Annotated in this window: 26 protein-coding genes, 1 tRNA gene and 1 pseudogene; 13 read left to right on the top strand and 15 right to left on the bottom strand. The window is 64.0% G+C overall.

All coding sequences use genetic code 11. The features are described 5' to 3' along the window. Positions 1–276 precede the first annotated feature (276 nt). The 3 genes from rpsA to aroA all read right to left on the bottom strand — a co-directional run bounded on the left by rpsA (position 277) and on the right by aroA (position 4,220). Positions 277–1,983 (bottom strand): 30S ribosomal protein S1, encoded by a 1,707-nt coding sequence (rpsA, locus tag SE91_RS32415; protein ID WP_060734361.1) that lies wholly within the window; start codon positions 1,981–1,983, stop codon positions 277–279. A 264-nt stretch (positions 1,984–2,247) separates the two neighbouring features. After that, positions 2,248–2,886, bottom strand: coding sequence for a (d)CMP kinase (cmk, locus tag SE91_RS32410; protein ID WP_008539994.1), 639 nt, complete (start codon positions 2,884–2,886; stop codon positions 2,248–2,250). Then, the gene (gene aroA, locus SE91_RS32405) at positions 2,883–4,220 is read right to left on the bottom strand and encodes a 3-phosphoshikimate 1-carboxyvinyltransferase (RefSeq protein WP_061850547.1); all 1,338 of its coding nucleotides are present in this window, start codon (positions 4,218–4,220) and stop codon (positions 2,883–2,885) included. The genes cmk and aroA overlap by 4 nt, the downstream gene beginning before the upstream one ends. Before the next feature lie 158 nt (positions 4,221–4,378). On the opposite strand from aroA, the gene SE91_RS32400 reads away from it, so the two are divergent. The 3 genes and pseudogenes from SE91_RS32400 (at position 4,379) to SE91_RS35795 (ending at position 5,347) form a co-directional block, all read left to right on the top strand. Next, positions 4,379–4,783, top strand: a complete 405-nt coding sequence (locus SE91_RS32400) for a TIGR02300 family protein (protein ID WP_060734362.1) — start codon at positions 4,379–4,381, stop codon at positions 4,781–4,783. 94 nt (positions 4,784–4,877) lie between these two features. After that, a tRNA-Ala gene (locus SE91_RS32395) sits at positions 4,878–4,953 on the top strand. Between the two features lie 158 nt (positions 4,954–5,111). Further along, positions 5,112–5,347, top strand: a pseudogene (locus SE91_RS35795) (GIY-YIG nuclease family protein). Positions 5,348–5,350: 3 nt separating this feature from the next. On the opposite strand, the gene SE91_RS32390 reads toward SE91_RS35795, so the two are convergent. Next, positions 5,351–5,812: a MarR family winged helix-turn-helix transcriptional regulator gene (locus SE91_RS32390; protein ID WP_060734364.1), complete on the bottom strand. Its 462-nt coding sequence runs from the start codon at positions 5,810–5,812 to the stop codon at positions 5,351–5,353. A gap of 153 nt (positions 5,813–5,965) precedes the next feature. Here SE91_RS32390 and SE91_RS32385 point away from each other — a divergent pair, with 153 nt between their 5' ends. The 9 genes from SE91_RS32385 to SE91_RS32340 all read left to right on the top strand — a co-directional run bounded on the left by SE91_RS32385 (position 5,966) and on the right by SE91_RS32340 (position 14,147). Further along, positions 5,966–6,391: an organic hydroperoxide resistance protein gene (locus tag SE91_RS32385; RefSeq protein WP_008539979.1), complete on the top strand. Its 426-nt coding sequence runs from the start codon at positions 5,966–5,968 to the stop codon at positions 6,389–6,391. A gap of 174 nt (positions 6,392–6,565) precedes the next feature. Further along, entirely contained in the window at positions 6,566–7,786 is a 1,221-nt protein-coding gene (locus SE91_RS32380) for a CaiB/BaiF CoA transferase family protein (protein ID WP_061850546.1), read from the top strand. Between the two features lie 219 nt (positions 7,787–8,005). After that, positions 8,006–9,322 (top strand): sn-glycerol-3-phosphate ABC transporter substrate-binding protein UgpB, encoded by a 1,317-nt coding sequence (gene ugpB / locus SE91_RS32375; RefSeq protein WP_060734366.1) that lies wholly within the window; start codon positions 8,006–8,008, stop codon positions 9,320–9,322. A 47-nt stretch (positions 9,323–9,369) separates the two neighbouring features. Beyond that, positions 9,370–10,251, top strand: a complete 882-nt coding sequence (gene ugpA / locus SE91_RS32370; protein ID WP_060734367.1) for a sn-glycerol-3-phosphate ABC transporter permease UgpA — start codon at positions 9,370–9,372, stop codon at positions 10,249–10,251. After that, positions 10,251–11,099, top strand: coding sequence for a sn-glycerol-3-phosphate ABC transporter permease UgpE (gene ugpE, locus SE91_RS32365; RefSeq protein WP_008539961.1), 849 nt, complete (start codon positions 10,251–10,253; stop codon positions 11,097–11,099). The genes ugpA and ugpE overlap by 1 nt, the downstream gene beginning before the upstream one ends. Positions 11,100–11,207: 108 nt before the next feature. Beyond that, a complete protein-coding gene (locus tag SE91_RS32360; RefSeq protein ID WP_061850545.1) occupies positions 11,208–12,296 on the top strand; it encodes a sn-glycerol-3-phosphate import ATP-binding protein UgpC in 1,089 nt (362 codons plus the stop codon). A gap of 330 nt (positions 12,297–12,626) precedes the next feature. Next, complete coding sequence (locus SE91_RS32350; RefSeq protein WP_008539959.1) at positions 12,627–13,052, top strand: Hsp20 family protein; 426 nt, start codon at positions 12,627–12,629, stop codon at positions 13,050–13,052. A 50-nt stretch (positions 13,053–13,102) separates the two neighbouring features. Next, on the top strand, positions 13,103–13,375 hold the full coding sequence (locus SE91_RS32345; protein WP_007598581.1) for a BQ00720 family protein: 273 nt from the start codon (positions 13,103–13,105) through the stop codon (positions 13,373–13,375). Positions 13,376–13,520: 145 nt separating this feature from the next. After that, entirely contained in the window at positions 13,521–14,147 is a 627-nt protein-coding gene (locus SE91_RS32340) for a GNAT family N-acetyltransferase (protein WP_061850543.1), read from the top strand. A gap of 36 nt (positions 14,148–14,183) precedes the next feature. Here the strand turns inward: SE91_RS32340 and SE91_RS32335 are convergent, their stop codons facing one another. The 9 genes from SE91_RS32335 to SE91_RS32295 form a co-directional block, all read right to left on the bottom strand. After that, positions 14,184–15,107, bottom strand: coding sequence for an outer membrane protein (locus SE91_RS32335; protein WP_236840808.1), 924 nt, complete (start codon positions 15,105–15,107; stop codon positions 14,184–14,186). A gap of 485 nt (positions 15,108–15,592) precedes the next feature. Then, positions 15,593–16,054 carry a PTS IIA-like nitrogen regulatory protein PtsN gene (gene ptsN, locus SE91_RS32330; protein ID WP_008141251.1) on the bottom strand — a complete coding sequence of 154 codons (462 nt, stop codon included), beginning with the start codon at positions 16,052–16,054 and terminating at the stop codon, positions 15,593–15,595. A 215-nt stretch (positions 16,055–16,269) separates the two neighbouring features. Continuing rightward, positions 16,270–16,875: a ribosome hibernation-promoting factor, HPF/YfiA family gene (hpf, locus tag SE91_RS32325; protein ID WP_061850542.1), complete on the bottom strand. Its 606-nt coding sequence runs from the start codon at positions 16,873–16,875 to the stop codon at positions 16,270–16,272. Positions 16,876–17,067: 192 nt separating this feature from the next. Then, the gene (gene rpoN, locus SE91_RS32320) at positions 17,068–18,687 is read right to left on the bottom strand and encodes an RNA polymerase factor sigma-54 (protein WP_061850541.1); all 1,620 of its coding nucleotides are present in this window, start codon (positions 18,685–18,687) and stop codon (positions 17,068–17,070) included. A gap of 90 nt (positions 18,688–18,777) precedes the next feature. Beyond that, positions 18,778–19,764 carry an LPS export ABC transporter ATP-binding protein gene (gene lptB / locus SE91_RS32315; protein WP_008566157.1) on the bottom strand — a complete coding sequence of 329 codons (987 nt, stop codon included), beginning with the start codon at positions 19,762–19,764 and terminating at the stop codon, positions 18,778–18,780. Between the two features lie 217 nt (positions 19,765–19,981). After that, positions 19,982–20,701, bottom strand: coding sequence for an LptA/OstA family protein (locus tag SE91_RS32310; protein WP_061851433.1), 720 nt, complete (start codon positions 20,699–20,701; stop codon positions 19,982–19,984). A 5-nt stretch (positions 20,702–20,706) separates the two neighbouring features. Then, positions 20,707–21,447, bottom strand: coding sequence for an LPS export ABC transporter periplasmic protein LptC (gene lptC / locus SE91_RS32305; RefSeq protein ID WP_061850540.1), 741 nt, complete (start codon positions 21,445–21,447; stop codon positions 20,707–20,709). Between the two features lie 144 nt (positions 21,448–21,591). After that, a complete protein-coding gene (locus SE91_RS32300) occupies positions 21,592–22,206 on the bottom strand; it encodes a ribonuclease D (RefSeq protein WP_061850539.1) in 615 nt (204 codons plus the stop codon). A gap of 115 nt (positions 22,207–22,321) precedes the next feature. Further along, the gene (locus SE91_RS32295) at positions 22,322–23,644 is read right to left on the bottom strand and encodes a UbiA family prenyltransferase (RefSeq protein WP_061850538.1); all 1,323 of its coding nucleotides are present in this window, start codon (positions 23,642–23,644) and stop codon (positions 22,322–22,324) included. A gap of 272 nt (positions 23,645–23,916) precedes the next feature. Between SE91_RS32295 and SE91_RS32290 the strand changes: the two genes are divergently transcribed. Continuing rightward, positions 23,917–25,188, top strand: coding sequence for an MFS transporter (locus tag SE91_RS32290; protein WP_061850537.1), 1,272 nt, complete (start codon positions 23,917–23,919; stop codon positions 25,186–25,188). A gap of 57 nt (positions 25,189–25,245) precedes the next feature. Here the strand turns inward: SE91_RS32290 and SE91_RS32285 are convergent, their stop codons facing one another. Both SE91_RS32285 and SE91_RS36720 read right to left on the bottom strand, forming a co-directional pair. Further along, positions 25,246–25,611 (bottom strand): hypothetical protein, encoded by a 366-nt coding sequence (locus SE91_RS32285; protein WP_008539916.1) that lies wholly within the window; start codon positions 25,609–25,611, stop codon positions 25,246–25,248. Between the two features lie 66 nt (positions 25,612–25,677). Next, the gene (locus SE91_RS36720) at positions 25,678–25,995 is read right to left on the bottom strand and encodes a hypothetical protein (RefSeq protein ID WP_156489884.1); all 318 of its coding nucleotides are present in this window, start codon (positions 25,993–25,995) and stop codon (positions 25,678–25,680) included. Between the last annotated feature and the right edge of the window lie 122 nt (positions 25,996–26,117).

Raw genomic sequence — 26,117 nt, 5'->3', positions numbered from 1 at the left:
TACATCAATTGCGGCGCAATTTGAAGAAAACAAGGCTGTGATGGCGGGGTGAGCAAGTTGCCGCAAACTCGGTCGTCATCCCCGCGAAGGCGGGGATCCATAACCACAGGGAGAAGTCGTTGCGCGAGCTGGTAACTGCGAGTCTTCGCAAAACCACTCCCTGTGGTTTGGGCCCCTGATCTGCGCTCCGCTCGTCAGGGACGACAGCGGAGTATGTGCCACAAAAAAGCCCCGGCTCGCGCCGGGGCTTCGATGCAGCGAAACGAAGCGTTTCGCTTACTTGCTGTCGCGGTTCTTGAGCGCGGTGCCGAGGATGTCGCCGAGCGTCGCACCCGAATCGGAGGAGCCGTACTGCGCGATGGCTTCCTTCTCTTCGGCGACTTCGAGCGCCTTGATCGACACCTGGACCTTGCGGGCCTTCTTGTCGAACTGGATCACGCGGGCATCGACCTTCTCGCCGACGGCGAAGCGTTCGGCGCGCTGGTCGTTGCGGTCACGCGCGAGCTCCGAGCGCTTGATGAAGGTGGAGAAGTCGGTACCGGCGATCTTCACCTCGATACCGCTCTCCTTCACTTCGAGCACTTCGCAGGTCACGACCGCGCCCTTCTTGACATCGCCCGGCTCGGCGAAGGGGTCGCCTTCGAGCTGCTTGATGCCGAGCGAGATACGCTCCTTCTCGACGTCCACATCGAGCACCACGGCTTTCACCACGTCGCCCTTCTTGTAGTTGTCGATCACCTGCTCGCCCGGAAGCTTCCAGTCGAGATCGGAGAGGTGGACCATGCCGTCGACGTCGCCTTCGAGACCCAGGAACAGACCGAACTCGGTCTTGTTCTTGACCTCGCCCTCGACCACCGAACCGGTCGGATGGCCTTCGACGAAGACCTCCCAGGGGTTGCGCATGGTCTGCTTGAGGCCGAGCGAGATGCGGCGCTTGACGGAATCGACTTCCAGCACCTGCACGTCGACTTCCTGCGAGGTCGACACGATCTTGCCGGGGTGCATGTTCTTCTTGGTCCACGACATCTCGGAGACGTGGATCAGGCCTTCAATGCCCGGCTCGAGTTCAACGAACGCACCGTAGTCGGTGATGTTGGTGACGCGGCCGGTGAAGCGGGCACCCAGCGGGTACTTGGCTTCGATACCCTGCCACGGATCGTCCAGCAGCTGCTTCATACCCAGCGAGATGCGGTGCGTCTCGTGGTTGATCTTGATGATCTTGACCTTCACGGTCTGGCCGATCGAGAGCACCTCGGTCGGATGGTTGACACGGCGCCACGCGATGTCGGTGACGTGCAGCAGGCCGTCGATGCCGCCGAGATCAACGAACGCACCGTAATCGGTGATGTTCTTGACCACGCCGTCGATGACCTGACCCTCTTCGAGGTTCTGCACCAGCTCCTGACGCTGCTCGGCGCGGGTCTCTTCGAGAACCGTGCGGCGGGACACCACGATGTTGCCGCGGCGACGGTCCATCTTGAGGATCTGGAACGGCTGCGAGTTGTTCATCAGCGGCGCAACGTCGCGGATCGGACGAATGTCGACCTGCGAGCGCGGCAGGAAGGCCACGGCACCGTCGAGGTCGACCGTGAAGCCGCCCTTGACCTGGTTGAAGATGACGCCGTTGACCTTCTCGTTGTTCTGGAAGGCCTTCTCGAGCTTGCCCCAGCTCTCTTCGCGGCGCGCCTTGTCGCGCGAGAGGACGGCCTCGCCGAGGGCATTCTCGATGCGATCGAGGAACACTTCCACCTCGTCGCCGACCTTGAGATCGGAGTCACGGCCGGGACCGGAAAATTCGCGCAGGGCCACGCGGCCCTCGGTCTTCAGGCCGACGTCGATGACGGCCATGTCCTTTTCAATTGCAACCACCTTGCCCTTGACGACGGAGCTTTCCTGCAGGTTGCCACCTGCGAAGGATTCGTCGAGCATCGCGGCGAAATCGTCGCGCGACGGGCTATAGGTATCAGCAGAAGTCGAAGCCATTGGTTCTCCAGTTGCGGATGTCATGCCGGCCGTTGGGTTCATGGGCGCATCGCACGCGCAGTGTCGGAAGGTCCGCAAGACCTTCGAGCGACCGCTCGCTGCTCCGGCTGGCACCGGAACGGCGGAAGCGGGCCGGCTGAGGCCCGCGCGTTCGATACGTGAAAATTCTTGTCCGGAAGCTGGATCGCGCCGGTCCCAAACGGGAACCGAAGTTATCGACCTCAAAGAGCGGGAGCGGGCACTTCCTCCAATGACGGCTGCGGCTTAACCCCGCGACCGGCCCGCTCGGACGGCCTCGATAATGTCGATGGCAGCCCGGACGCCGCCTTCTATATCCAGTTGGGAGTTGTCTAGCAAGTAAGCATCCGGGGCGGGTTTTAAAGGCGCAATCGGCCGGTTCTTGTCGCGGTCGTCGCGCTGGATGATGTCGGCGAGCACGGCGGCCTCGTCCGCGTCCTCGCCCCTCGCCCGGGCCTCCATGGTCCGGCGGCGGGCGCGGACCTTGGGATCGGCGACGACGAATATCTTCACGTCGGCATGCGGACAGATCACGGTCCCAATGTCGCGACCGTCCAGCACCGCGCCGGGCGGATCCGCCGCGAATTGCCGCTGGAAATTGAGCAGGACTTCCCGAACCCTTGGGATCGCCGACACGATCGAGGCGCCCTCGCCCGCCAATTGGGTCTTCAGGGCTGGATTGCCGAATTTTTCGGGATCGAGCTCCAAAGCGGCCTGCACTGCGGCCGCCTCGTCGTTGAGATCGTGACCGGACTGCATCAGGGCATAGGCGACGGCGCGATAGATCACGCCGGTATCGAGGTGGCGATAACCGTAATGGTGGGCAAGACGCTTGCCGAGCGTCCCCTTGCCCGAGGCCGCGGGCCCGTCGATGGCAATGATCATGAAAACTCGGCCCCTAGGGAACGCATCATCGGAATGAAATCCGGGAAACTGGTGGCGATGAAGGCAGTGTCGTCGACGCCCACCGGCTGATCGGAGGCGCAGCCCATCACCAGCGCGGACATCGCGATGCGATGGTCCATGTGGGTGGCGACAACGCCGCCGCCGGGAACGTGGCCGCGACCCTCGACGATCAAATCGTCGCCCGAAATCTCCACCTTGACGCCGTTGACGCGCAGCATGGCGGCGGTGGCCTCCAGGCGGTCGGATTCCTTGACGCGCAGCTCCTGCAGGCCGCGCATGATCGTCGTGCCTTCGGCGAAGGACGCCGCCACCGCCAGCACCAGATATTCGTCGATCATCGAGGGCGCGCGCTCCGGGGGCACTTCGACGCCGCGCAGTTTCGATGCGCGCACGCGCAGGCGCGCCATCGGCTCGCCGGCATCGCCGCGCACCTGGCTCTCCTCGATCGAGCCGCCCATCTCGCGCAGCGTGGTGAACAGGCCGGTGCGCAGCGGATTGGTCATCACGTCCGACAGAACGACGTCGGATCCCTCGGCGATCAGCGCTGCGACGACCGGGAAAGCTGCCGAGGAGGGATCGGCGGGCACAATGACGTTGGCGCCGTGAAGCTCGCCCTGACCTGCCAGGGTGATACGGCGGCCGTGCCGGCCTTCGCTCGTCGAACTGACGTCGGCACCAAAATGCTTCAGCATCAGCTCGGTGTGGTCGCGGCTGGCCTCGGTCTCGATCACCGTGGTGGTGCCCGGCGCGGCCAGACCCGCCAGCAGCACGGCCGACTTGATCTGGGCCGAGGCGACCGGGGTCTTGTAGGTGATCGGCAGGGGATCTCGCGCGCCCTGGAGGGTCAGCGGCAGACGCCCACCCTCGCTGCCCGAGACGACCTTGGCACCCATCTTTTCGAGCGGATCGAGGATTCTCCGCATCGGGCGGCTGCGCAGCGAGGCGTCACCGTCGAAAACTGCCGAGATCGGGCAGCCCGCGACGGCACCCATGACCAGCCGGCAGCCGGTGCCGGAATTGCCGAAATCCAGCGCCGCCTTGGGCTGCGCGAAGCCCCCGACGCCAACGCCGTTCACCGTCCAGGCGAAATCGCCGGTCCGCTCGACCCTGGCGCCCAGCGCCTGCATGGATTTGGCGGTGTTGAGGACGTCCTCGCCCTCCAGCAGGCCCGAAATCCTGGTCTCGCCGACCGCGAGCGCGCCCAGGATCAGGGCCCGGTGAGAGATCGACTTGTCCCCGGGCACCCGTACTTTCCCGGTCAGGGGACCGCTGGCGCGAGACTGCAGCGGCCTCGGTTGGTCGGAATGAGTCAAGATTGTGTCCTTGAATAGGCCCGATGGGCTGGCGCGCAGGTATCACATGGTCCGCGCCCCGTCACGGGCATGTCGTTCTCCCGTAATGCGCTATTGACAGCGGGCCGCCAACTAGCCAAGTGAAACACGGCTTTTCAGACATTCCCAGGATTCCTGCCGTGGCCAAGTCCGAACTCGGAACCAAACGTATTTGCCCGACCACGGGCAAGAAGTTCTATGACCTCAACAAGAATCCGGTGATCTCGCCCTATACCGGGGAGGTGGTGCCTATCGCGCCCGTTGCCCCCGCACGCGCGTCCCGCGGCGCCGAGCGCAACGTGGCCCAGGACACCGCGCCGGAGCCGGCGGAGGCCGAAGAGATGGTCTCGCTGGAGGAGGCCGACGCCGAGGAGAACACCGGCAAGGTCAAGGCCGTGGTGCCCGAATCCGAGGACGACATCGAGGTCGACGAGACCCTGGATGACGACGATGACGATGATTCGACCTTCATTGCCGACGAGGAAGAGGGCGATGAGGACGTGACCGACATCATTGGTGATGTCGGAGGCGATGAAGAGACTTGAGATCAGTCCTAATCTGTGAAAAAGGGTGCACCGCGCGAGTCGCCTAGGGCTCGCCGGTTGGGGTGATCCACCAGATTCACCCGTCGAAGGTTTAGGGGCCATAGCTCAGCTGGGAGAGCGCTTGCATGGCATGCAAGAGGTCGGCGGTTCGATCCCGCCTGGCTCCACCAGCCTTCGCTCGCTTCGCGAGCTTCGGCTCGGCAAGCCTGGGAAGTCCCTCGTAGCGAAGTGACCGAAGGCTGCCGCGGCGTAGCCCGAAGGGCGAAGCCGGGCTTCACCAGATAAAACGGGGATGTAAGCTCCTCCCTCGACACCTGGGGAGCGTGCGGTGAAGTACGTCTACATCCTCGAGAGCCTGGATACCCTGCACTCTATTTGGGCATCACCGACGACTTGCGCGCCCGACTGGCAAAGCACAACGCTGGCGAGGTGCCCCACACTTCCAAATACGGACCTTGGCGTCTCAAGACTTACGTCGCGTTCAGTAACGCAAAGCAAGCCGTTGCGTTTGAGAAGTACCTGAAGTCAGCATCCGGCCGTGCCTTTGCGAAGAAACGTCTCTAACCCCTACTCCCCGATCACCGCATTCAGCCGATCCCTCAGCGCGACGATCTCGTCCTTCATCGCGACCAGCTCCGACACCGAGCAATCCGACGCCGCCAGGATCGATTGCGGCACGGCGCGCGCCTTGTCCTTCAGCGCGTGGCCCTGTGGCGTCAGGGCGATCAGCACCTGACGTTCGTCCTCTTTCGACCGCGTGCGCTTGACGAGATGAGCAGCCTCGAGCCGCTTGAGTAGCGGCGTCAGCGTGCCGGAATCCAGGAACAGCTTCTCGCCGATGTCCTTCACCGGCACGTCGTCGCGCTCCCACAGCACCAGCATCACCAGATATTGCGGATAGGTGAGGCCAAGCCGGTCGAGCAGCGGCTTGTAAACGCGGTTGAAGGCGTGCGCGGCCGAATAGACCGCGAAGCAGATCTGGTTGTCGAGCCGCAGCGGCGCGTCCGCCGCCGATGGTTTCCGGGCCATGGAGAATCTCACGGGGATTTGCCGCATTGTGGGGGTGCGCGGCCGCATATTCAATTGCGAACAATTAAATGTGAGACTTTACGATTTAGATTGCGCACAATCTAATTGTCTGCGATATAGACCGCGTCCACCCGAACCCCCAGGGAGATGAAAATGTCCGTGAACGTCCTCTACAAGACCAGCGCCAAGGCGACCGGCGGCCGCGACGGCCATGCGGCAACCCTCGACGGCGCGCTCGACGTCAAGCTGACCACGCCGAAGGAGCTCGGCGGCGGCGGCGGTGCCGGCAACAATCCCGAGCAGCTGTTCGCGGCCGGCTATGCCGCCTGCTTCATCGGCGCGATGAAGTTCGTGTCCTCGCAGGGCGGCCCCAAGGTTCCCGCCGACGCCTCCGTGACCTCGACCGTCGGCATCGGCCCGCGCTCGGAGGGCGGCTTCGGTCTCGACATCGATCTGGCCGTCTCGCTGCCGGGCCTTGCCCGCACTGAAGCTGAGGCGCTGGTCGAGAAGGCGCACCAGGTGTGCCCGTACTCCAATGCCACGCGCGGCAATGTCGACGTTCGCCTGACAGTCGTCTGACCGACATGCGAATTGGCTGGCCCGGGATCCCCCTCGGGCCAGCCGCTTTCGCCGATTTGCCATTCCGCGGGATTGCGCCAAGGCGGCGCATACGCCCCTGCCCGCGGGGCCATTGCTGGCGTGCACGAACCTCGCTAGGCCTGTGATCAATTGTCGACACAGGGAAGCGAAGGCATGAGTTCTAAAGCCGCGGGTTCTGAAGCCGTTCTGGGCGCCATGAGCGGATTGCGCGTCATCGATCTCACGCGCGTGCTCGGCGGTCCCTACTGCACCCAGATCCTCGCCGACCATGGCGCCGACGTGATCAAGGTCGAGCCGCCCGCGGGCGACGAGGTGCGCGAATGGGGCCCTCCGTTCCACGAGGAGGACGCGGCCTATTTCATCGGTATCAACCGCAACAAGCGCTCGATCGGCCTCGACCTCGCCTCCGAGGGCGGCCGTGCCGTGCTGCTCAAGATGCTGGAGACCGCCGACGTCCTGATCGAGAATTTCAAGCCGGGCACGCTGGAGAAATGGGGCATCGGCAACGATGTCCTCAGCAAAAGATTTCCGCGCCTCGTGCATTGCCGGATCTGCGGCTTCGGCGCCGACGGCCCGCGCGGCGGCAATCCCGGCTATGACGCCATCATCCAGGCGATGACCGGCATGATCGCCGCGACCGGCTCGCCCGAGAGCGGACCGATGCGGATCGGCGTGCCGCTGGTCGACATTACCACCGGTCTCTATGCGGCGATCGGTATCCTGATGGCTCTGTCCGAGCGCCAGCGTTCGGGCAAGGGCCAGTTCCTGGAGACGACGCTGTACGAGACCGGCCTTGCCATCATGCATCCGCACACCGCGAATTATTTCATGCATGGCAAGCCACCCTCGCTGACCGGCAACGAGCACCCGAACCTCGTGCCCTACGCGATCTTCCCGACCAAGACCGACAACATCTTCATCGGCGTCGGCAACGACGGCACGTTCCGCAAGCTCGTCAAGGAGATCGGCAAGCCCGAGCTCGGCACCGACCCGCGTTTCGCCCGCAACAAGGACCGCATCGCCAACCGCGAGGCGCTACGCGCCGAGCTTGCCGCGGTGTTCAGCCAGCACGAGGCCGAGCCGCTGTGCAACCGTCTGCTCGCGGCGGGCCTGCCCGCGGGTCCCGTGCAGAAGATCGACCAGGCGCTGACCAACCCGCACACGGTCGCGCGCGGCGATATCATCGAGAAGGACTGGTACAAGGGCGTGGCCTCGCCGATCCGGCTCGACCGCAGCAAGCCGAGCCTGCGCCGCGTGCCGCCGAAATTCAGCCAGCACGCGGCGGAGGTGCTCGGCGAGTTCGGCTACTCCAAGGCCGAGATCGACTCGATGCTGGACAAGGGCACGGTCTGCGGCCCCGAGCGCAAGCGCTAGGTCGCCGGCCCTCGACATCCGATATCCATGCCGCATTGCGGCGCGGGCACGCAGGTGCAGCGCGAACGAAAGCGGCTGCCCTCGGCATTCGCCTATTTTCCGGCTTCCCATTTCCTGCGCTTGCCGCTTTCGTTTCTCCCGCTTACACAGTCATGTGAACGTCATATGGCGCTGCTAGCGCAAGCGCTTCTTTAGTGACGGGCAAGGGAGGTTTTCTTGATGGCTCTTCGACATTTTGGTGCGGCTGCCGCACTCGCAATCACGGTCGGCTTGTCGGCTTCGCCGGCGCTGGCCGTGACCGAGATCCAGTGGTGGCACGCGATGACGGGCGCGAACAACGACGTCATCGTCAAGCTCGCCAACGACTTCAACGGCGCGCAGAGCGACTACAAGGTGATTCCGACCTACAAGGGCAACTACGCCGACACGATGAACGCCGGCATCGCCGCGTTCCGTGCCGGCAACGCGCCGCACATCATGCAGGTGTTCGAGGTCGGCACCGCGACCATGATGGCCGCGACCGGGGCGGTCAAACCGGTCTACAAGCTGATGCAGGACGCCGGCGAGAAGTTCGATCCCAAGGCCTATCTGCCCGCGATCACCGGCTACTACTCGACCTCGAAGGGCGAGATGCTGTCCTTCCCCTTCAACTCGTCGTCGACCGTGATGTGGGTCAATCTCGACGCGCTGAAGAAGGCCAATGTCGAGATTCCCAAGACCTGGCCTGAGGTGTTCGACGCGGCGAAGAAGCTGAAGGCGGCCGGCCACGCCACCTGCGGGTTCTCCAACTCCTGGGTCACCTGGGTCAATCTCGAGCAGCTCTCTGCCTGGCACAACGTGCCGCTCGCCAGCAAGGCCAACGGCCTCGATGGCTTCGACACCGTGCTCTCGTTCAATGGACCGCTCCAGGTCAAGCACCTCGAGAACCTGGTCGAGCTCCAGAAGGACAAGACCTACGATTATGCCGGCCGCACCAACACCGGCGAAGGCCGCTTCACGTCGGGCGAATGCCCGCTCTACCTGACCTCGTCGGCCTTCTTCGGCAACGTCAAGGCGCAAGCCAAGTTCGCCTTCAGCGCGGTGCCGATGCCTTATTATCCCGACGCGAAGGGCGCACCGCAGAACTCGATCATCGGCGGCGCCTCGCTCTGGGTGATGGGCGGCAAGTCGGCCGACGAATACAAGGGCGTGGCGAAATTCCTGACCTTCCTCTCGGACACCGATCGCCAGGTCTTCATCCACAAGTCCTCGGGCTATTTGCCGATCACCAAGGCCGCCTATGACAAGGCCAAGGCCGACGGCTTCTACAAGGACCAGCCCTATCTCGAGACGCCGCTGCTCGAGCTGACCAACAAGGAGCCGACCGACAATTCGCGCGGCCTGCGCCTCGGCAACATGGTGCAGCTGCGCGACGTCTGGGCGGAAGAGATCGAGCAGGCGCTCGCCGGCAAGAAGACCGCCAAGCAGGCGCTCGATGCCGCCGTCGAACGCGGCAACACGATGCTGCGCCAGTTCGAAAAGACCGCCGTGAAGTGAGATTATAAGCGGCAGGCCGTTAAGGCGGCCTGCCGCTTCGGGGCACCATGCAAAAGCAAGCCATCTTCCAATCAAAGCTGTTGCCCTATGCGCTGGTTGCGCCGCAGCTCGCGATCGTGCTGATCTTTTTCTACTGGCCGGCCCTGCAGGCCGTAATCCAGTCCTTCCTGCTCCAGGACGCCTTCGGCCTGTCGACCAGCTTCGTCTGGTTCGAGAATTATCTCGACCTGTTCAAGGACCGCGCCTATTTCGAGGCGATCGTCCGGACCTTCTTCTTCTCGTTCGCCATTGCGGTGTCGTCGCTGTCGTTCGCACTGCTGCTCGCCGTGATGGCAGACAAGCCGCTGCGCGGCGGAACGCTGTACCGTACGCTGCTGATCTGGCCCTATGCGGTGGCGCCGCCGGTCGTCGGCGTGCTCTGGATCTTCATGCTGCATCCCTCGCTCGGCGTGCTCTCGCGGTACTTGCGCAATCTGGGCATCGACTGGAATCCGCTGCTCGACGGTGACCAAGCCGCCGCGCTGATCATCCTCGCCGCCGCCTGGAAACAGATCTCCTACAACTTCCTGTTCTTCCTGGCCGGCCTCCAGAGCATCCCGCGCAGCGTGCTCGAGGCCGCCGCAATCGACGGCGCGCGTCCGATGCGCAGGTTCTGGACCGTGACCTTTCCGCTGCTGTCGCCGACCATCTTCTTCCTGCTGGTCGTCAACATCGTCTACGCCTTCTTCGACACATTCGGCATCATCGACACCATGACCCGCGGCGGGCCTGGCAAGTCGACGGAGACGCTGGTCTACAAGGTCTATACCGACGGCCTGCTCGGCGGAAATCTCGGCAGCTCGGCAGCGCAATCGGTGATCCTGATGATCATGGTCATCGTCCTGACCGGAATCCAGTTCCGCTTCGTCGAACGCAAGGTGACCTACTGATGGTGGAGGAAGAGGGCTTTCGGCGCTACATCGCCCACATCATCCTCTGGATCGGGATCGCGATCGTCGCCTTCCCGGTCTATCTCGCCTTCGTCGCCTCCACGCAGGACAACGCGGTGATCGCCAACGGCCAGATGTCGCTGCTGCCGGGCGGCCATTTCCTCGAAACCTACTATCAGACGATCTTCGTCGGCACGAGCGGCTCCACCCGCGAGCCGGTCGGCAACATGATGCTGAACTCGCTGGTGATGGCGCTCTTGATCGCCGTGGGCAAAATCGCGGTCTCGATCATCTCGGCCTATGCGATCGTCTATTTCCGCTTTCCGTTCCGGATGGCGATCTTCTGGATCATCTTCATCACCCTGATGCTGCCGGTCGAGGTGCGCATCTATCCGACCTACAAGATCGTCGCCGATCTCCACATGCTCGACAGCTATGCCGGCCTGTCGCTGCCGCTGATCGCATCCGCGACCGCAACGCTGCTGTTCCGCCAGTTCTTCATGACCGTACCGGACGAGCTGCTGGAAGCTTCGCGCATCGACGGCGCCGGCCCGTTCCGCTTCTTCTGGGATACGCTGCTGCCGCTGTCGCGCACCAACATGGCCGCGCTGTTCGTGATCCTGTTCATCCTCGGCTGGAATCAATATCTCTGGCCGCTGCTGATCACCACGCGCGACGACATGCAGACCATCCAGATCGGCATCCGCAAGATGATCACCACCACCGATGCGCTGACCGAATGGCCGATCGTGATGGCGACCGCCGTACTGGCCATGCTGCCGCCCGTCTTCGTCGTCGTCGTCATGCAGAAACTGTTCGTGCGCGGACTGGTCGAGACGGAAAAGTGAAGATGGCGAATGGTGAATGGCGAGTAGCGAATGGGGTCGCTGCGTCCGCCTGGCGTACTACCCCTTCCCCATTCGCCATTCCCTGCTCGCTATTCGCCGGTGCAACCCATGGCTAACGTCACCCTGCGCAACGTCCGCAAGACCTATCCCGGCGGCTTCGAGGCCATCAAGGGCGTCGACGTCGATGTCGGCGACGGACAGTTCTGCGTGCTGGTCGGCCCTTCCGGCTGCGGCAAGTCCACACTGCTGCGCATGGTGGCGGGGCTGGAGACCGTCACCGGCGGCGAGATCGACATCGGCGGGCGCGTGGTCAACGGAATCGAGCCGGCCGATCGCGACATCGCGATGGTGTTCCAGAATTACGCGCTCTATCCGCATATGAGCGTCTACAACAACATGGCCTACGGCCTGCGCAACCGCGGCATGGCGGAAACCGAGATCAAGACCCGCGTCGAGGAAGCCGCGCGCGTGCTCGAACTGTCCGCCATGCTGGAGCGCAAGCCGCGCCAGCTCTCCGGCGGCCAGCGCCAGCGCGTCGCCATGGGCCGCGCCATCGTGCGCCAACCAAAGGTCTTTCTGTTCGACGAGCCGCTCTCCAATCTCGACGCCAAGCTGCGCATCGCGATGCGCGTCGAGATCCGCAAGTTGCAGCGTCGCCTCAACACGACGTCGATCTACGTCACGCATGATCAGCTCGAGGCGATGACGCTCGCCGACATTCTGGTGGTGATGAATGGCGGCGAGGTCGAGCAGGTCGGCAATCCCCTGGCGATCTACGAGAAGCCGGCGACGACCTTCGTCGCCTCCTTTATCGGCGCGCCGCCGATGAATCTGATGTCGACACGTCCCGAGGAGATCAGATCGCAGCTCGCCGGTAGCAACGCCGCTGACGCCGGCATCCTCGGCATCCGCCCGGAAGACTTCGTCATCACCGACCAGACCCCGGCCGGCGGCGTCGCCTTGCCGCTGACCGTGGAGGCGATCGAGCGCGTGGGCGCGGAAACCTTCATCTACGGCGCGCGCGCCGAGGAAGACCAGCGCGTCGCCGCTACCCCGGGCGAGCTGCCGCCCGGCGAAATCATCGTCCGCATTCCCGGAACGGAAGCGCCCGCCATCGGCCAGAAGATTCGCGTCGCCGCAGCGCGGGCGAAGCTGCATTTGTTCAGCGGCGACGGGCGGAAGCGACTCGAGGCCTGAGCGGGTTCCGAAAATCAGAGGACGAAAACAACCCCATGCACAGTAGAGCGGGGCCTGTTTTCATTGGAGAAATTTCTCGCGAATTCGCCCCGCCCGGATTGCCCCGGCATCCACGTTCTCAGTGCCGCGAGCAAGGTCGTGGATGGCTGGGACGAGCCCGGCGATGACGCACCTGAGGTTATATCGAGCCTATCGATGGTGGAATCGGGCCGTCCACAGTTTCCCGCTACCTGCTTGAACCCGCAGGGGAACATGCCCATATTGCTGATCAAGGGGTGCCGCTCGCGGGCCCTGATGCACCAAAGTCGCTTCGAGAGGACTTTGTAAACTATGTCTCGTGTTCCAACGCTCTCCAGTCCCTTCCTGCTGGGCTTCGACGAGATCGAGCGCGTGCTCGACCGCGTCGTCAAAGGCGCCGACGGCTATCCTCCGTACAATATCGAGAGGTGCAGCGGCGCGGACAACCAGCCCGAGCGTTTGCGCATCACGCTGGCGGTCGCCGGATTCACCCGCGACCAACTCGATGTAACCATTGAGGAAAACCAGCTCGTGATCCGCGGGCGGCAGCAGGACGACAAGACCCGGCAATACATCCATCGCGGCATCGCCGCGCGCCACTTCCAGCGCACCTTCGTGCTGGCGGAGGGGATGCTGGTGCTGGGCGCGGATCTGAAGAACGGGCTGTTGTCGATCGATCTTGCCCGGCCTGAACCGGAGAGGATCGTTAAGACAATCGCTATCAATGAGCACGAATAATGGAACGAGTAGCGGACTCGACCGCTTAGTGTTCCAGAGGAGTCGAGACCATGAGTGAAGGTCACGTTGCGTTCGAATACGAAGCCAAGAATGTCTCTCCGGAGACGCTGGCAACCCTGGGCGAAGGCCATATCGCCTATGTGAAACAGATCCGTTCCGAGGACGTGCCGGGCCTGTTCCCCGAGGCGCCCAAGATCGCGCCGGGCCTCAAGCTTTTCGCGCTCCACGCCGCCGACGGCACGCCGATCATGCTGACCGACAGCCGCGAAGCCGCGATTGCCAACGCCTGGAGCAACGAGCTGCAAGCGGTCAGCGTGCACTGAGCACACGCGCTTTCCGCGCGGATAGAGTTTCGAACGGGCACGCGAAAGCGTGCCCGTTTGCGTCTGAGCAGGTACGCAGGATCAACTCGATCTGCACCGCGTGCTCTCAAATTGCTCACTCGACTCGAAGCTGCTTAGATGCAGCATGCCAGCCAAAGCCGAACGTCTCGCCAAGCAACAATTGTGGTTTCCGGCCGGCCGCTATTTCCTGCGCACGATCAAGCGGGATGATGCCTCGCAGCGCTGGGCGGACTGGCTCTCCGATCCCTGGACGGTGCACGTGCTCAACACGTCGCCGCGTGCGATGACCAAGGCCGACATCGTCGAGTACATCAGATCCTTCGACCAGCGCGAACGACTACTGCTCGGAATCTTCGAACGGGGCAGCCGCGCGCATGTCGGCTTCATCCGCCTCGACATCAATGCGGCGGCAAGCGAAGCGCTGGTCAGCGCCGTGATCGGAGAAAAGGAGCATCGCAATGCCGGCGCGACGGTGAACACTTTCATCCCGCTGCTCAAGTTCGTGTTCGACGATCTCGAGCTGAGCCGCATCCGCGCGTTCGTGCTGGAGCGAAACCAGACGACCATTGAATATCTGTCGAAGCTCGGCTGGACGCTCGAGCCAGAACCCGACAATCCCGTGCGATCGCACACGGACGGATCGCTTCTGGTGCTGCGCCGGATGACCTGGGACAGGCCCGGTTTCCAGGCCTGGTTGAAGAGCCCGATCGGGCAGCGCATCGTGAAACGCTTGGAAGCGGCTCGGGGTTGATCCCCGGCCGCTCCCTTTGTCTGCTTACGCGATCAATCAGTACTTCGCGACGACGGGCGATCCGCCGAACCGATAGTTGATGCCCACCTTCACGATGTCGATGTCTTGACGGATATCGATCAATGCGGTGGTGGGGGCGACTGAATTGGTGAACCCGACGCGCTTGCTGTCGAAGCCGTAGTGAGTGTACTCGATCAAGGCCGACCAGTTGGGAGCGAAGGCCCATTCGACACCGGCACCTGCCACCCAGCCCACGCGATCGGTGCTGGCACTTGAATTACAGGGATCAAAAACGAGGAATCCCACGCCGGGACAAACGAAACCGCCGATCGACGGGAAATTGTTCAGGCTGTACCGGTCATGCGCAAATCCGACGCCGCCCTTGCCATAGACGAGGACGCGATCCCATGTGTAGCCGAGCCGACCCGTGATGCTGGCGACCCAATCGGTGCGGCTCGATAGAGTGGCGGGCGCGCCGGTCTTGCCGGCGAAGAACGGATCGTTGGCGGTGCCGTGAAGATCGGTGGCCGTGAAATCGCCGGCAATCCCGAGCACCCAGTTACTGGCAAATTGATAGTCGCAACCAGCCTGAACGCCGCCTACAATTCCGACGTCGCCGTTCACCCCAATGCGATCACCAGGCACATTGCCGATGGTCATTGCGGGCGAGATAAGCGCTCCCGTTCCGATGCCAGGATCCGTGAAACCCGTTCGGCTCGCACCGCCGCCGACATGACCGCCGACATAGCAGCCGGTCCAGCTGAAAGGCACGGCCGCCGCGATCGGCGCCTTCGTATAGGGACGGGCACCCAAGTCCGCGGCCTGAGCGGAGCCTGCGACAATCAGAGCCGACGTCGCCAGTAGCAGTCGCTTCATCATCATTCCCCCGACAATCAGCAATAGAAAACACCGGTAAGATACATCGGCTGATTCAGGCCCGCTGTACTCGGCCAGCAACACCCAGATACTTTTGGAAATGCAGTTTGTGAGAGGTGAGCACAAAGCGCGGCAACATGGCGCTTCGAGCGTGACAACGACGCTCTGAGCTTAGCTTTCGACAAGGAAAGCGCACGACATCGCAACCGCGCACGGCGCAAACGCACGCGTCGCGCTTTTTTGTCGCGGATGCCCTTTCCGCATCGTCATCGCGAGAAACACTTGCGACGAAGCTATCCAGAATCCCTGCGTGGACAGATTCTGGATTGCTTCGCTGCGCTCGCAATGACGGAGTGTGAGGCCCCAACGCGCTCAAGTCTCGTGTCCCGGACTGCAGCGTGCAACGCTGCTGCGCAGAGCCGGGACCTGGAAGGCGGCACGAGGAGATGCGGTGACATGGGGGTGACATGGGCCCCGGCTCTGCAGCGCACCGCTGAAGAGCGCTGCGCTGGGTCCGGAGCACGAGAGTGAGTTAAGACGCTCGCACTCTCGCAATCAGCGAGTGACGATTACGCCGCCGTCGCCGGCGGCAGGGCCAGCACCGAATAGATCGCCTGGGCATCGCGCGAGGCGCGGAGCTTCTTGGCGATGTCCTGGTCGCGCAGCAGGCGGGCGATGCGGGCGAGCGCCTTGAGGTGATCGGCGCCGGCGCCTTCGGGGGCGAGCAGCAGGAAGACGAGATCGACCGGCTGGCCGTCCATCGCCTCGAAATCGATCGGGCGATCGAGCCGGGCGAACAGGCCGAAGATCTTCTCCAGCTTGGGCAGCTTGCCGTGCGGAATGGCGACGCCGTAGCCGACGGCCGTGGTGCCGAGCTTCTCGCGCTGGAGCAGCACCTCGAACACGGAGCGCTCGTTCTGGCCGGTCAGCTCGGCGGCCTTGGCCGCGAGCTCCTGCAAGGCTTGCTTCTTGCTGTTGACTTTCAATGCCGGGAGAATCGCCTCGGGTGCGACCAGATCGGTAATCGGCATGGAAGCTTTCCGAGGTGAATTAAACCGTCAGGTTCCGATTTGGCCATCTTGGAAGACCAAGCGGGGCCGGCGTCAATAACATGAAGCAGGAGGGGGACTTAGGCCCGATCCTGATGTGGGGCGCTTCTACTCCAACGCAATCCCGGTGCCAACTCCCGCGTGCGGCTTTGCCACGGGTCATTGTTAAGGGCCGGGATCGTACGGGCCCCCTCGGCCTAGCCGCCCGCCTTGCCGTCGACCTTGGCGCCGGGCGGATCGACCCAGCCCACATTGCCATCCGCGCGGCGGTAAATGATGTTCACCCGGCCTGACGAGCCATGCTGGAATACCAGGCAAGGTGCTCCGCTGAGGTCGAGTTCCATGACGGCTTCGCTGACCGAGAGCTGCTTCAGCGAGGTGGTCTGCTCCGCAATGATGACGGGGCTGTAGCCGGTGACTTCCTCTTCGCCCTCTCCGGGCGCTTCCAGCACATAGGCCGTCGCATCGAGCGCAGCCATCGCCTCGGAGGCGGCATGGGCCTTGCGGGCGGAGCGGTCCTTGAGCCGGTTCTTGTAGCGGCGCAGCCGCTTCTCGATCATCACCAGGGCCTGGTCGGCGCTGGCATAGGCATCCGGCGCGTTCGAATCGGCTTCCAGCGTGATTCCCGAATCGAGATGCAGGGCGCAATCGGTGCGGAAGCCGAAGCCGTCCTTGCTCAGCGTGATATGGCCGGAATAATTGCCGTCGAAATATTTGCGCAGCACCTCGTCGGTGCGGCCGGCAACGCGGCCGCGCAGGGCCTCACCGACGCTGATGCTCTTGCCCGAAATCCGAAGAGTCATGGATGCCTCGCTTGGTTTGCTCCTCGGCTGCGACGACGCGTCGTCGCAGCTGAGGTCGTTCCCTGCGCATGATCTGCACCACGTTCCGCGTTCGTCGAGAGGGGAAACCGCTGTGCACTTGTCCGGTTCATGCGCGTGCTTGGATCGGTTGCAAAGGGGAGCCGAGAGTAGCGCGATTCCGCGCCAGTGCAATCACGCCGGTTCGGTGTTGCGGGAGCGATCGGACATTGCGGTGGAGAGGACGTTACCAAGAGCGCTCTGCTTGTCACGGCGGCGTTGCACCGAGGAGGGTATGCGCATGGCTTCGCGGTACTTCGCGACCGTGCGGCGGGCAATATCAATGCCCGAGCCGCGCAAGCGTTCCACGATGGTGTCGTCCGACAGGATCGCCGCGGGGTCTTCCGAATCGATCAGCTGCTTGATGTGATGGCGGACGGCTTCGGCGGAATGCGCTTCGCCGCCGTCGGCCGAGGCGATCGAGGCCGTGAAGAAATATTTCAGCTCGAACGTGCCGCGATTGGTCGCCATGTATTTGTTGGCGGTCACGCGCGACACCGTGGATTCATGCATCTGGATGGCGTCGGCGACGGCCTTCAGATTGAGCGGCCGCAGATGCGCGACGCCATGGGTGAAGAAGCCGTCCTGCTGGCGCACGATCTCGGTGGCGACCTTCAGGATGGTGCGGGCGCGCTGGTCGAGCGCGCGCACGAGCCAGGTCGCGTTCTGGAGCGCATCGGTGAAGTAGGACTTGTCGCCGTCCTTGCCGATCTTCTTCGATAGCTCGGAATAGTAGGTCTGGTTGACCAGCACACGCGGCAAGGTGTCGCTGTTCAGCTCGACATGCCAGCCGCCGTCCGGACCGGGGCGGACATAGACGTCCGGCACCATGGTCTGGAGCCGGGCCGATCCAAACTTCATGCCGGGCTTCGGATTGAGGCGGCGGATCTCGCCGATCATGTCGGCGATGTCCTCGTCGTCGACGCCGCAGAGCTTGCGTAAGGACGCGATGTCCCGTTTGGCGAGGAGATCGAGATGCTCGACCAAGGCCTGCATCGCCGGGTCGTAGCGGTCGAGCTCGCGCAGCTGGATCGCCAGGCATTCGCTCAAGTTGCGCGCGCAGACGCCGGGCGGATCGAATTTTTGTAGCACGGCGAGGACGCCCTCGACGTCCGCTTGCGATGCGCCGAGACGTTCGGCGGCCTGGCCGAGATCCGGCGGCAGATAGCCGGCCTCGTCGACGAGGTCGATCAAATACTGGCCGATCATGCGCTGCGCCGGCGCGGTGAAGGCGACCGAGAGCTGCTCGGCAAGGTGGTCTGACAGCGTCATCTCGGCGGCGACGAAGGCCTCGAGATTGTAATCCTCGTCGCCGGAGGCGCCGCCGCCCCACTCGGTGTAGGTGGTCGGCGCAGCGTCCTGGGCATTGCGCGCGGCCGCCTCGGCCGGCTCCTCGGAGAAGACGTTGTCGAGGCCGGTGTCCAGGGTTTGCTCGATCTCGGCGCGGGTGCCGAGATCCTTGCTCATCCATTCTTCCTGGCCGGGCTCGAAGCCCTCCGCGCTGCCGCCAAAGCCGTCATCGCCCTGGCTGCCGCCCTCATCGCCATCGCTGAACTGGCCGGCCTCAGCCGGCGCCTCGCCGCTGCCGGCCTCGTCGTTGGCGCGCTCCAGAAGGGGGTTACGCTCGAGTTCCTCCTCGACGAAGGTGGTGAGATCGAGGTTGGACAATTGCAGCAGCTTGATCGCCTGCATCAGCTGCGGCGTCATGACCAGCGACTGCGATTGCCGGAACTCCAATCTCTGCGTAAGCGCCATGAAGCAAGAACCGTTCCCAAAAATTGGTCCGATTTTTGCTTATCCTAGTCCGGGCCCGATGTACACGCCTTGACGAATTGGAAAAACGGGCTAGAGGCGAAACTCCTCGCCAAGGTAAAGGCGGCGAACGTCCGGATCGGCAACGATCTCATCCGGGGTCCCCTCGGTCAAGATTTCACCGGCATAGACGATGTAGGCGCGATCGGTGAGGCCGAGCGTCTCGCGGACGTTGTGGTCGGTGATCAACACGCCGATGCCGCGATTGGTGAGGTGGCGGACGAGGTCCTGGATGTCGCCGACCGCGATCGGATCGATGCCGGCAAAGGGCTCATCGAGCAGCATGTAGTTCGGACGCGTCGCTAGCGCGCGCGCGATCTCGACGCGGCGCCGCTCACCGCCGGACAGCGCGATCGACGGCGACTTCCGCAGTCGCGTGATGTTGAACTCGTCTAGCAGCGAATCGAGCTGCTGCTCGCGCTTCTTGCGCGAGGGCTCGACCACTTCAAGCACGGCGCGGATGTTCTGCTCGACGGTGAGGCCGCGAAAGATCGAGGCTTCCTGCGGCAGATAGCCGATGCCGAGCCGCGCGCGCTGATACATGGGAAGCTTCGTCACGTCATGGCCATCGAGCTCGATCGCGCCGTGATCGGCCTTGATCAGGCCCGTGATCATGTAGAACACGGTGGTCTTGCCGGCGCCGTTCGGGCCGAGCAGGCCGACCGCTTCGCCGCGCCGCACATAGATGCTGACGCCACGCACGACCTGACGGCTGCCGAACGACTTCTTCACGCCATGCACGGCCAGGAAGCCCGGCCGCTTCAGCAGCTGCGGCCCGCCGGCGCCGTTGGACGCGGCGGCGTTTCTGACGGGGTGAACCGCCTGCGGGCGCGGATCGGCCTGATAGTGGGCCTCGTAGTCAGGCTGGAACTGGTCGACCACGCGCGCCGGCTGATCCCTGATGGGACTGGTCACGAGGCCGCCGGCGCCGTCGCCGAGCGTGGTGATGTCCTGACGCGCAAATCCTGGCCGGCCGCGCTTGGCGGGGCGCCGACGGAACATGCTGAAGAGATCGACCATCCCCGCCTTCTAGCCTTGCGCGGTTGTCCGCGGCGCTCACGCGATCTGCCGCCCGGCGGCGATTCGCCGGTGCAGCAGGAGTAAAGGGATGTCTCATGCCCAGTGAAACACGCCCGAAAAGCGGCGAACCCCGCTTCGAAAGCCCTGCGCGCTAGATACAGTCTCGCCGGGCAAGCTTCAACCTCGTCTCGGGTCGATCGGAGACAAGTGCCTGAATTTACTTTTGTTTACTTGTACCAGGGATCTGCACTGGCGGCGCCGCGCCGGACTTGGCCCCCTGACCACAGTCGCTGCCGGCGCCCTGCGGCAGCAGGACCTGGACCCGGCCGGTGTCGGATTCCACGCGCGACACCCCGGTGGTCATGTCGACGGTCAGCCGATCGCCGCGCATGACGTTCTTGCACTGCGTCAGGACCACTTGGCCGCCGCCGCCGCCGAGCATGGTGATCAGATTGGTCCTGGTGTCGAACACGGCGGTCTCGCCTGTGACCACCTGGTCCTTCTGGGTGACCACGACATTGCCGCGTGCTTCCAGCCGCTTGATCGAGGAGCTGCCGCCCGGGCCCGGCGTGGCCGACTGCATCGGCGCCTTCGCGCCCTTCGCCCCGGGTTGCGGCGCGGCGGGCTTGTCGCCGCCGGAGTCGTAGAACACCACCAGCGTCTTCGAGGTCATGGTGGTGTCGCCCTGCACGACCTTCACATTGCCGGCGAAGGTCGCCTCCTTCTTCTTGTCGCGCATCTCGAGCGAGGCGGCCTCGATCTGGATCGGCTGATCGCGGTTTTGCGTAAAACCCTGCATCGCGTTCGGCACGCCTTGCATCGAGGTCTGCGCAAGGGCGGCTCCGCCGGCGTCCAGTGCAGCGGCAGCGACGATCAGCGCGGCGGCGCGGATGATCACGCTGCGCTTGCTGTCGTTGCGCGGAAAAAAAACGATCATGAAATTCACTTCGAATTGGCGGATTTGTTCTGAGGCGTACGAGTCTTCGCAGGCGCCGGCGCGGGCTCGACCAGAGGCGCAGGCTGCGCAGCGGCGGGCTCGTCAAGCTTGTCCAGATGCATCACCACGTTGCCCTCGAAGCGGATGAGCTCGCCGCCTTCCGTGATGCGCAGCCGGTCGGCGCTCAGCGTGCCGTTGGTCAGCTTGACGTCGACGCGTTCATCCGACGTCACCGTGCCCTTGTTCATGTCGACGAAGGCGGAGTTCAGCCGCGCCTCGTAGCCGCTCGAGGTGCGCAGGAGGATGTCCTTGCGCAGATCGAGCTGCTGCTGCTTGTTGTCGAAGCGGCCGGTGCGGGCGTCGAGGAACAGGGTGGATTGATCCTCCATCAGCACCTTTGCGCGCAGGTCGGAGAGATCGACGTGATCGGGATCGGTGATGTCCTGGGTCGCGGTCTTGGCCCAGAGCTCATAGGGCCGCTGATCCGGCGTGAAGCCGGCCAGATGCGGCGATTCCATCGTGATCTTGGTGCCTGACACCACCAGGCTTCCGGAATCGAGCGGCAGCTTCGGCATCAGCATGCGGAACGGATTGAAGATCGACACGCCGACGATGGCGGCCATGGACAGCAGCACCGCCCCCGGCACCGCGACGCGCAGAATCCGCACCAGGCGGCTGTGGCGCGCCGCGCTGGCAAACTTCGCCGCAAGCGCGGCGTCGTAAGTGGGATTCTGGGCCGAATTCACCTGAGCTCCTGAGGTGCCGCTCGCCTGGTCCGGTTGCAGGACGCCCCATTGTACCCGGCGGCGCCGAAATATGCAGCCGGACAGGCCGTTACGAAAGTGTCCGAAACGGGGCGACAACCCTGAACCTAGCGAGCCAGCGCGGCGTCAGGAATGCGCGAAAATGTCCTCTTCCGCCCAGCCCTGGAGGTCGAGCAAAGCGCGCGTCGGCAGGAAGTCGAAACAGGACTGCGCCAGCTGGCTGCGGCCTTCCCGCACCAGCATGGCATCGAGCCGCTCGCGCAAGCCATGCAGATGCAGCACGTCGGACGCGGCATAGGCGAGCTGCGGCTCGGTCAGGCTGTCGGAACCCCAGTCACTGGACTGCTGCTGCTTGGAGAGGTCGATGTTGAGCACCTCGCGCACGAGGTCCTTCAGGCCGTGGCGATCGGTGTAGGTGCGGGTCAGGCGCGAGGCAATCTTGGTGCAATAAATCGGCCCGGTCATGACGCCGAAGGTCTGGTACAGCACCGCGACGTCGAAGCGCGCGAAGTGGAAGATCTTCGTGATGGCGGGATTGGCGAGCAGAGCCTTCAGGTTCGGCACGTCGGTATGGCCCTTGGGAATCTGCACCACGTCGGCGCTGCCGTCGCCGGGCGAGAGCTGCACCACGCAGAGCCGGTCACGGTGCGGATTGAGCCCCATGGTCTCGGTGTCGATCGCCACCGCTCCGGTGTAGCGCGTGAGGTCGGGCAGGTCGCCGCGATGCAGGCGTACGGTCATGGCGTTTCAAAACCTCGAATCGGTCTGTCGGCAGACTGGGCTAATCCGCATGGCTCGCGATGTACCCACTCGCGGCGGGGCGCGCAAGCGCCGGCCGGAACCTTACGGGCTCGGGTCAAATCGCCGCCAGCATGATGCAGATCATCGCCGCGACCGCGGTGCGGCTCGGACCGTCGCGAAAGGCATAGATGATGGGGTCGTCAGGCATCTCGCGGCGGTGCGCCATCATCAGGGCGCGGCCGAACCAGTACAGCAGCAGCGGGGTGAGCAGCCACAGCATCCAGGGGCGGCTGTAGAGCGGCGTCACCGCGGAGGAGGAGACGTAGAGCGAGAACACGGTCACCGCGTTCATCGCACTCGCCGCCGCCATCGCAGCGATGATGTGCAGGTCGGTAATCCTGTAGTCGCGGTTGGAGGGGTCGGCGAGGCCGGCGCTCTCGCGCATGGAGAGCTCGCTGAAGCGCTTGATCAGCGCCAGTGAGGTGAACACGAACAGCGAGAAGATCAGCAGCCATTCCGACAGCACCACACCGACGCCGACCGCGCCGGCGATGATGCGCAGCGCGTAGAGGCCCGAGAGGGTCACGACGTCGACCAGCATCTTGCGCTTGAGCGCGAGCGAATAGGCGATCGTGGTGACGAGATAGGCACCGAGCACGCCGAGGAAGAGTGGCGAGATGCAGAGGCTGGCGACGAGGGCGAACAGCCACAGCGCCGGGATGGCCATCAGCGCCGAAGAGATCGGCAGGTCGCCGGCCGCGAGCGCGCGGTGGCGCTTGGTCGGATGCTGCCGGTCGGCCGCGAGATCCAACAGATCGTTCATCAGATAGGCGCCCGAGGCGCAGGCCGAGAACGCCATGAACGCCAGTAGCGCATAGCCAAGTGTCGGCAGGTTCATCTGATGCGCGGTGACGGCGGGCACGAATACCAGCGTGTTCTTGGCGTATTGATAGACGCGCAGCGCCTTGACCCAGGTCTTGAAGCTGACGCGGCTTTCGCTGCGGCGGTCGACCCGCTCGACGGAGGCGCGATCGAACGGCAGCGCCTCGCCCGCGGCGAGTCCGGCCGGCGTGACGACGCCGTCGAAGCCAAGATGCGCGGCGATCGCGGCGGCATGATCGGGAAAACGTCCGGCGAGGAGATAGATCTTCTCGCCCCGCGCCCGCGCCACCAGCGCCCGGTTCAGGACGTCGGAATCATAGGGCAGATGGGCGTAGTCGATCTCGGCCTTGGCCAGGATGCGCGTGAGCGCGGCCATCCCCGCCTCTCCGCCTGCGCCGAAGCGGGCCAACATGCGGGCGGGCGCGCTGAACAGCGCTTCCATCAGCAGCTCGGAGCGCAGCAGCGCGCCTTCGAGATCGATCACGAGCGTCCGCGCAGCCGCGATTGCCGACGGTGTGGGGGCCTCGGAGTTGTACTGGCGGGCAGGCTGCTCCATCCGAAAACGCTCTTACTGACCGCAAAATGACCGGCATCCGGCCGGGGAGCAGGGAAATGGACGGCCGCGAGCCTAGAGGGCATTCGCTAAGGCCGGCTTAATCCACCGGAGCGGCGGTCGGCGCCTGCCGGAGGCCTGTTGCCCGGATCCCACAATCCGGCGCGAGCTACCTGAGCCAGCAGAGCTTTTGCCTTGCGCCCCGTGGACATCGTCCAAGCCCACCCTATCTGCCCAGTTCCCATTCCAACCCGCTGACCGTGAATCAGGTACCAATGACCGAACCGACGCTCGCCGCGCCGATCGACGACTCGAGAGAGCGCCAGCGCGGCTTCTCGCGCTACCAGGCGCTCCTGATCGCGCTGCTCGCGTTCACGCAGTTCACGATCATTCTCGACTTCATCATCATGTCGCCGCTCGGCGCCATCCTGATGCCGGCGCTCAACATCACGGCCGGGCAATTCGGCGTCGCGGTGTCGGCCTACGCTTTCAGCGCGGGATTATCGGGCATCCTCGCCGCGGGCTTCGCCGACCGCTTCGATCGCAAGCGCCTGCTCCTGTTCTTCTATGTCGGCTTCACGCTCGGGACCCTGCTCTGCGCGATGGCGCCGAACTATCATGTGCTGCTGATCGGCCGGATCGTGACCGGATTGTTCGGCGGCGTGATCGGATCGGTCGTGCTCGCCATCGTCACCGATCTGTTCGCGCTGCATCTGCGCGGCCGCGTGATGGGCTTCATCCAGACGGCATTCGCGGCAAGCCAGGTGCTCGGCATTCCCGCCGGGCTGTTTCTCGCCAATCACTGGAATTGGCATGTCTGTTTCTTTGCGATCGTGGTGCTGTCGATCGCCGCGATCGCCATCATCGCCTTCGCGATGGAGCCGGTCGACGCGCATCTGAGGCTGAAGCAGGACAGGAATCCGTTCCGCCATCTGGTGGCGACCATCGGCGAGCCGCGCTATACGCTGGCCTTCGCCGTCACGACGCTGCTGGCGACCGGCGGCTACATGCTGATGCCGTTCTCCAGCGCCTTCACGGTGCACAATCTCGGCATCGACATCGCGCATCTGCCGACGATCTATCTCGTCTCCGGCCTGTTCAGCATCGTCACGGGACCGCTGGTCGGCCGCGCCAGCGACGCCTTCGGCAAATATCCGACCTTCGTGTTCGGCTGCGCGATGACCGTCGTCATGGTGCTGATCTACACCCATCTCGGCCACGTCTCGCTGACGACCGCGATCACCGTCAACGTCTTGATGTTCGTCGGCATCTTCTCGCGCATGATCCCCTCGCAGGCGCTGATCTCGGCGATTCCCGACGCGAGCCAGCGCGGCTCGTTCAGCGCAGTGAGCGCCTCGCTGCAACAGCTCTCCGGCGGGATCGGCTCGGTGCTCGCCGCCGCGATCATCGCGCAGGCGCCGGACGGCTCGCTGCTGCATTTCGAGCGGATCGGCTACGTCGTCGTCACGACGACGATCGTCACCCTGGTGATGATGTATTTCGTGCAGAAGGCGGTGGCGGAGCGGGCGGGGAGGAGCGTGGTGTGAGGGCGGGCCGATGCTCGATGAGGGCACCCATGGCGCAAGCATGGCCCATGCAATCGGTTAGCCTCGCGGCGTTGGCTGCGGCGACGGTGTTGCGGCGGGCTGCTGCGATGATGGAGCAGGAGGCTGCTGCTGCGTCGTGACAGGCCTCTGATCGCCGCCACCATGCGGGACACACGTCCCCACATTGCTCAATAGCCGCTTGGCTTCTACATCACGGGCCTTCTTGTAGTCCCTCCGCCGATCGATCCTTGCCGCAGCCATGCGATCCCAAGCGTCGAAAGCATCAGCATAATGCTGTCGCATCTGCTCCTCAGCGGCGAGACAGTCGCTGAACTTGTCGAAGACCAGATCGGTGTTGACGGGCGAGACGCCGCCGACCAGGACCACCAGCATCCATTTCATAGCTTGTGCCTGCGTCTGCATCCGCTCCTGACAAAGGACCCGGCCACAATGGTGACCGGGTCAGTCAGGGGAGGAAAGCAGTGATCGTCATGGATTCGGGTAACGGGGCGTATTCTTCGCTGTTCCTGCTTTTCTTGCAGGCTGCGAAAACTCGCTAATGCAGGTTAATTCAAAGTCGCGCGGCGCAGGAACGTCCGCACCGATGATGGCTTGGTTGTCATGAGAACCGCGCGAGAATACCGCGAGCTGGCTGACCGTTGCAGGGCCGCACGGCTGGCCGCAAAGGAGGAGCGAGACAAACAAGTGCTCGCAACCTTCGAGCACAGCTATTTTACCCTCGCCAGCAGCGTCGAGGTAGTCGCGCAGGCCAACGCTCGCTTGGCGGCTACGAACAGCTTCAAGCAAAAGCGACGCCTACACCGCCCGCGACCAGGCAGATGATCGATGCGTCGATGCGTGCGCTACATCGAGAGGGCGCTTGCGTTCGAGCGGCTTGCTACCGAAGACACCGATAATGACCTCAGGGC

It is taken from the genome of Bradyrhizobium sp. DOA1, assembly GCF_001593325.1.
Lineage (GTDB): Bacteria > Pseudomonadota > Alphaproteobacteria > Rhizobiales > Xanthobacteraceae > Bradyrhizobium.
Note: the sequence above shows the minus strand (reverse complement) of the source record. Positions and strands in the feature narration are given on the sequence as shown.

Coding starts and splice junctions, on each gene's coding strand:
- rpsA (WP_060734361.1), bottom strand. CDS start 1,983: ATGGCTTCGACTTCTGCTGATACCTATAGCCCGTCGCGCGACGATTTC.
- cmk (WP_008539994.1), bottom strand. CDS start 2,886: ATGATCATTGCCATCGACGGGCCCGCGGCCTCGGGCAAGGGGACGCTC.
- SE91_RS32390 (WP_060734364.1), bottom strand. CDS start 5,812: ATGGCCCGGAAACCATCGGCGGCGGACGCGCCGCTGCGGCTCGACAAC.
- SE91_RS32385 (WP_008539979.1), top strand. CDS start 5,966: ATGTCCGTGAACGTCCTCTACAAGACCAGCGCCAAGGCGACCGGCGGC.
- SE91_RS32380 (WP_061850546.1), top strand. CDS start 6,566: ATGAGTTCTAAAGCCGCGGGTTCTGAAGCCGTTCTGGGCGCCATGAGC.
- ugpB (WP_060734366.1), top strand. CDS start 8,006: ATGGCTCTTCGACATTTTGGTGCGGCTGCCGCACTCGCAATCACGGTC.
- ugpA (WP_060734367.1), top strand. CDS start 9,370: ATGCAAAAGCAAGCCATCTTCCAATCAAAGCTGTTGCCCTATGCGCTG.
- ugpE (WP_008539961.1), top strand. CDS start 10,251: ATGGTGGAGGAAGAGGGCTTTCGGCGCTACATCGCCCACATCATCCTC.
- SE91_RS32360 (WP_061850545.1), top strand. CDS start 11,208: ATGGCTAACGTCACCCTGCGCAACGTCCGCAAGACCTATCCCGGCGGC.
- SE91_RS32350 (WP_008539959.1), top strand. CDS start 12,627: ATGTCTCGTGTTCCAACGCTCTCCAGTCCCTTCCTGCTGGGCTTCGAC.
- SE91_RS32345 (WP_007598581.1), top strand. CDS start 13,103: ATGAGTGAAGGTCACGTTGCGTTCGAATACGAAGCCAAGAATGTCTCT.
- SE91_RS32340 (WP_061850543.1), top strand. CDS start 13,521: ATGCCAGCCAAAGCCGAACGTCTCGCCAAGCAACAATTGTGGTTTCCG.
- ptsN (WP_008141251.1), bottom strand. CDS start 16,054: ATGCCGATTACCGATCTGGTCGCACCCGAGGCGATTCTCCCGGCATTG.
- hpf (WP_061850542.1), bottom strand. CDS start 16,875: ATGACTCTTCGGATTTCGGGCAAGAGCATCAGCGTCGGTGAGGCCCTG.
- rpoN (WP_061850541.1), bottom strand. CDS start 18,687: ATGGCGCTTACGCAGAGATTGGAGTTCCGGCAATCGCAGTCGCTGGTC.
- lptB (WP_008566157.1), bottom strand. CDS start 19,764: ATGGTCGATCTCTTCAGCATGTTCCGTCGGCGCCCCGCCAAGCGCGGC.
- SE91_RS32310 (WP_061851433.1), bottom strand. CDS start 20,701: ATGATCGTTTTTTTTCCGCGCAACGACAGCAAGCGCAGCGTGATCATC.
- SE91_RS32300 (WP_061850539.1), bottom strand. CDS start 22,206: ATGACCGTACGCCTGCATCGCGGCGACCTGCCCGACCTCACGCGCTAC.
- SE91_RS32295 (WP_061850538.1), bottom strand. CDS start 23,644: ATGGAGCAGCCTGCCCGCCAGTACAACTCCGAGGCCCCCACACCGTCG.
- SE91_RS32290 (WP_061850537.1), top strand. CDS start 23,917: ATGACCGAACCGACGCTCGCCGCGCCGATCGACGACTCGAGAGAGCGC.
- SE91_RS32285 (WP_008539916.1), bottom strand. CDS start 25,611: ATGCAGACGCAGGCACAAGCTATGAAATGGATGCTGGTGGTCCTGGTC.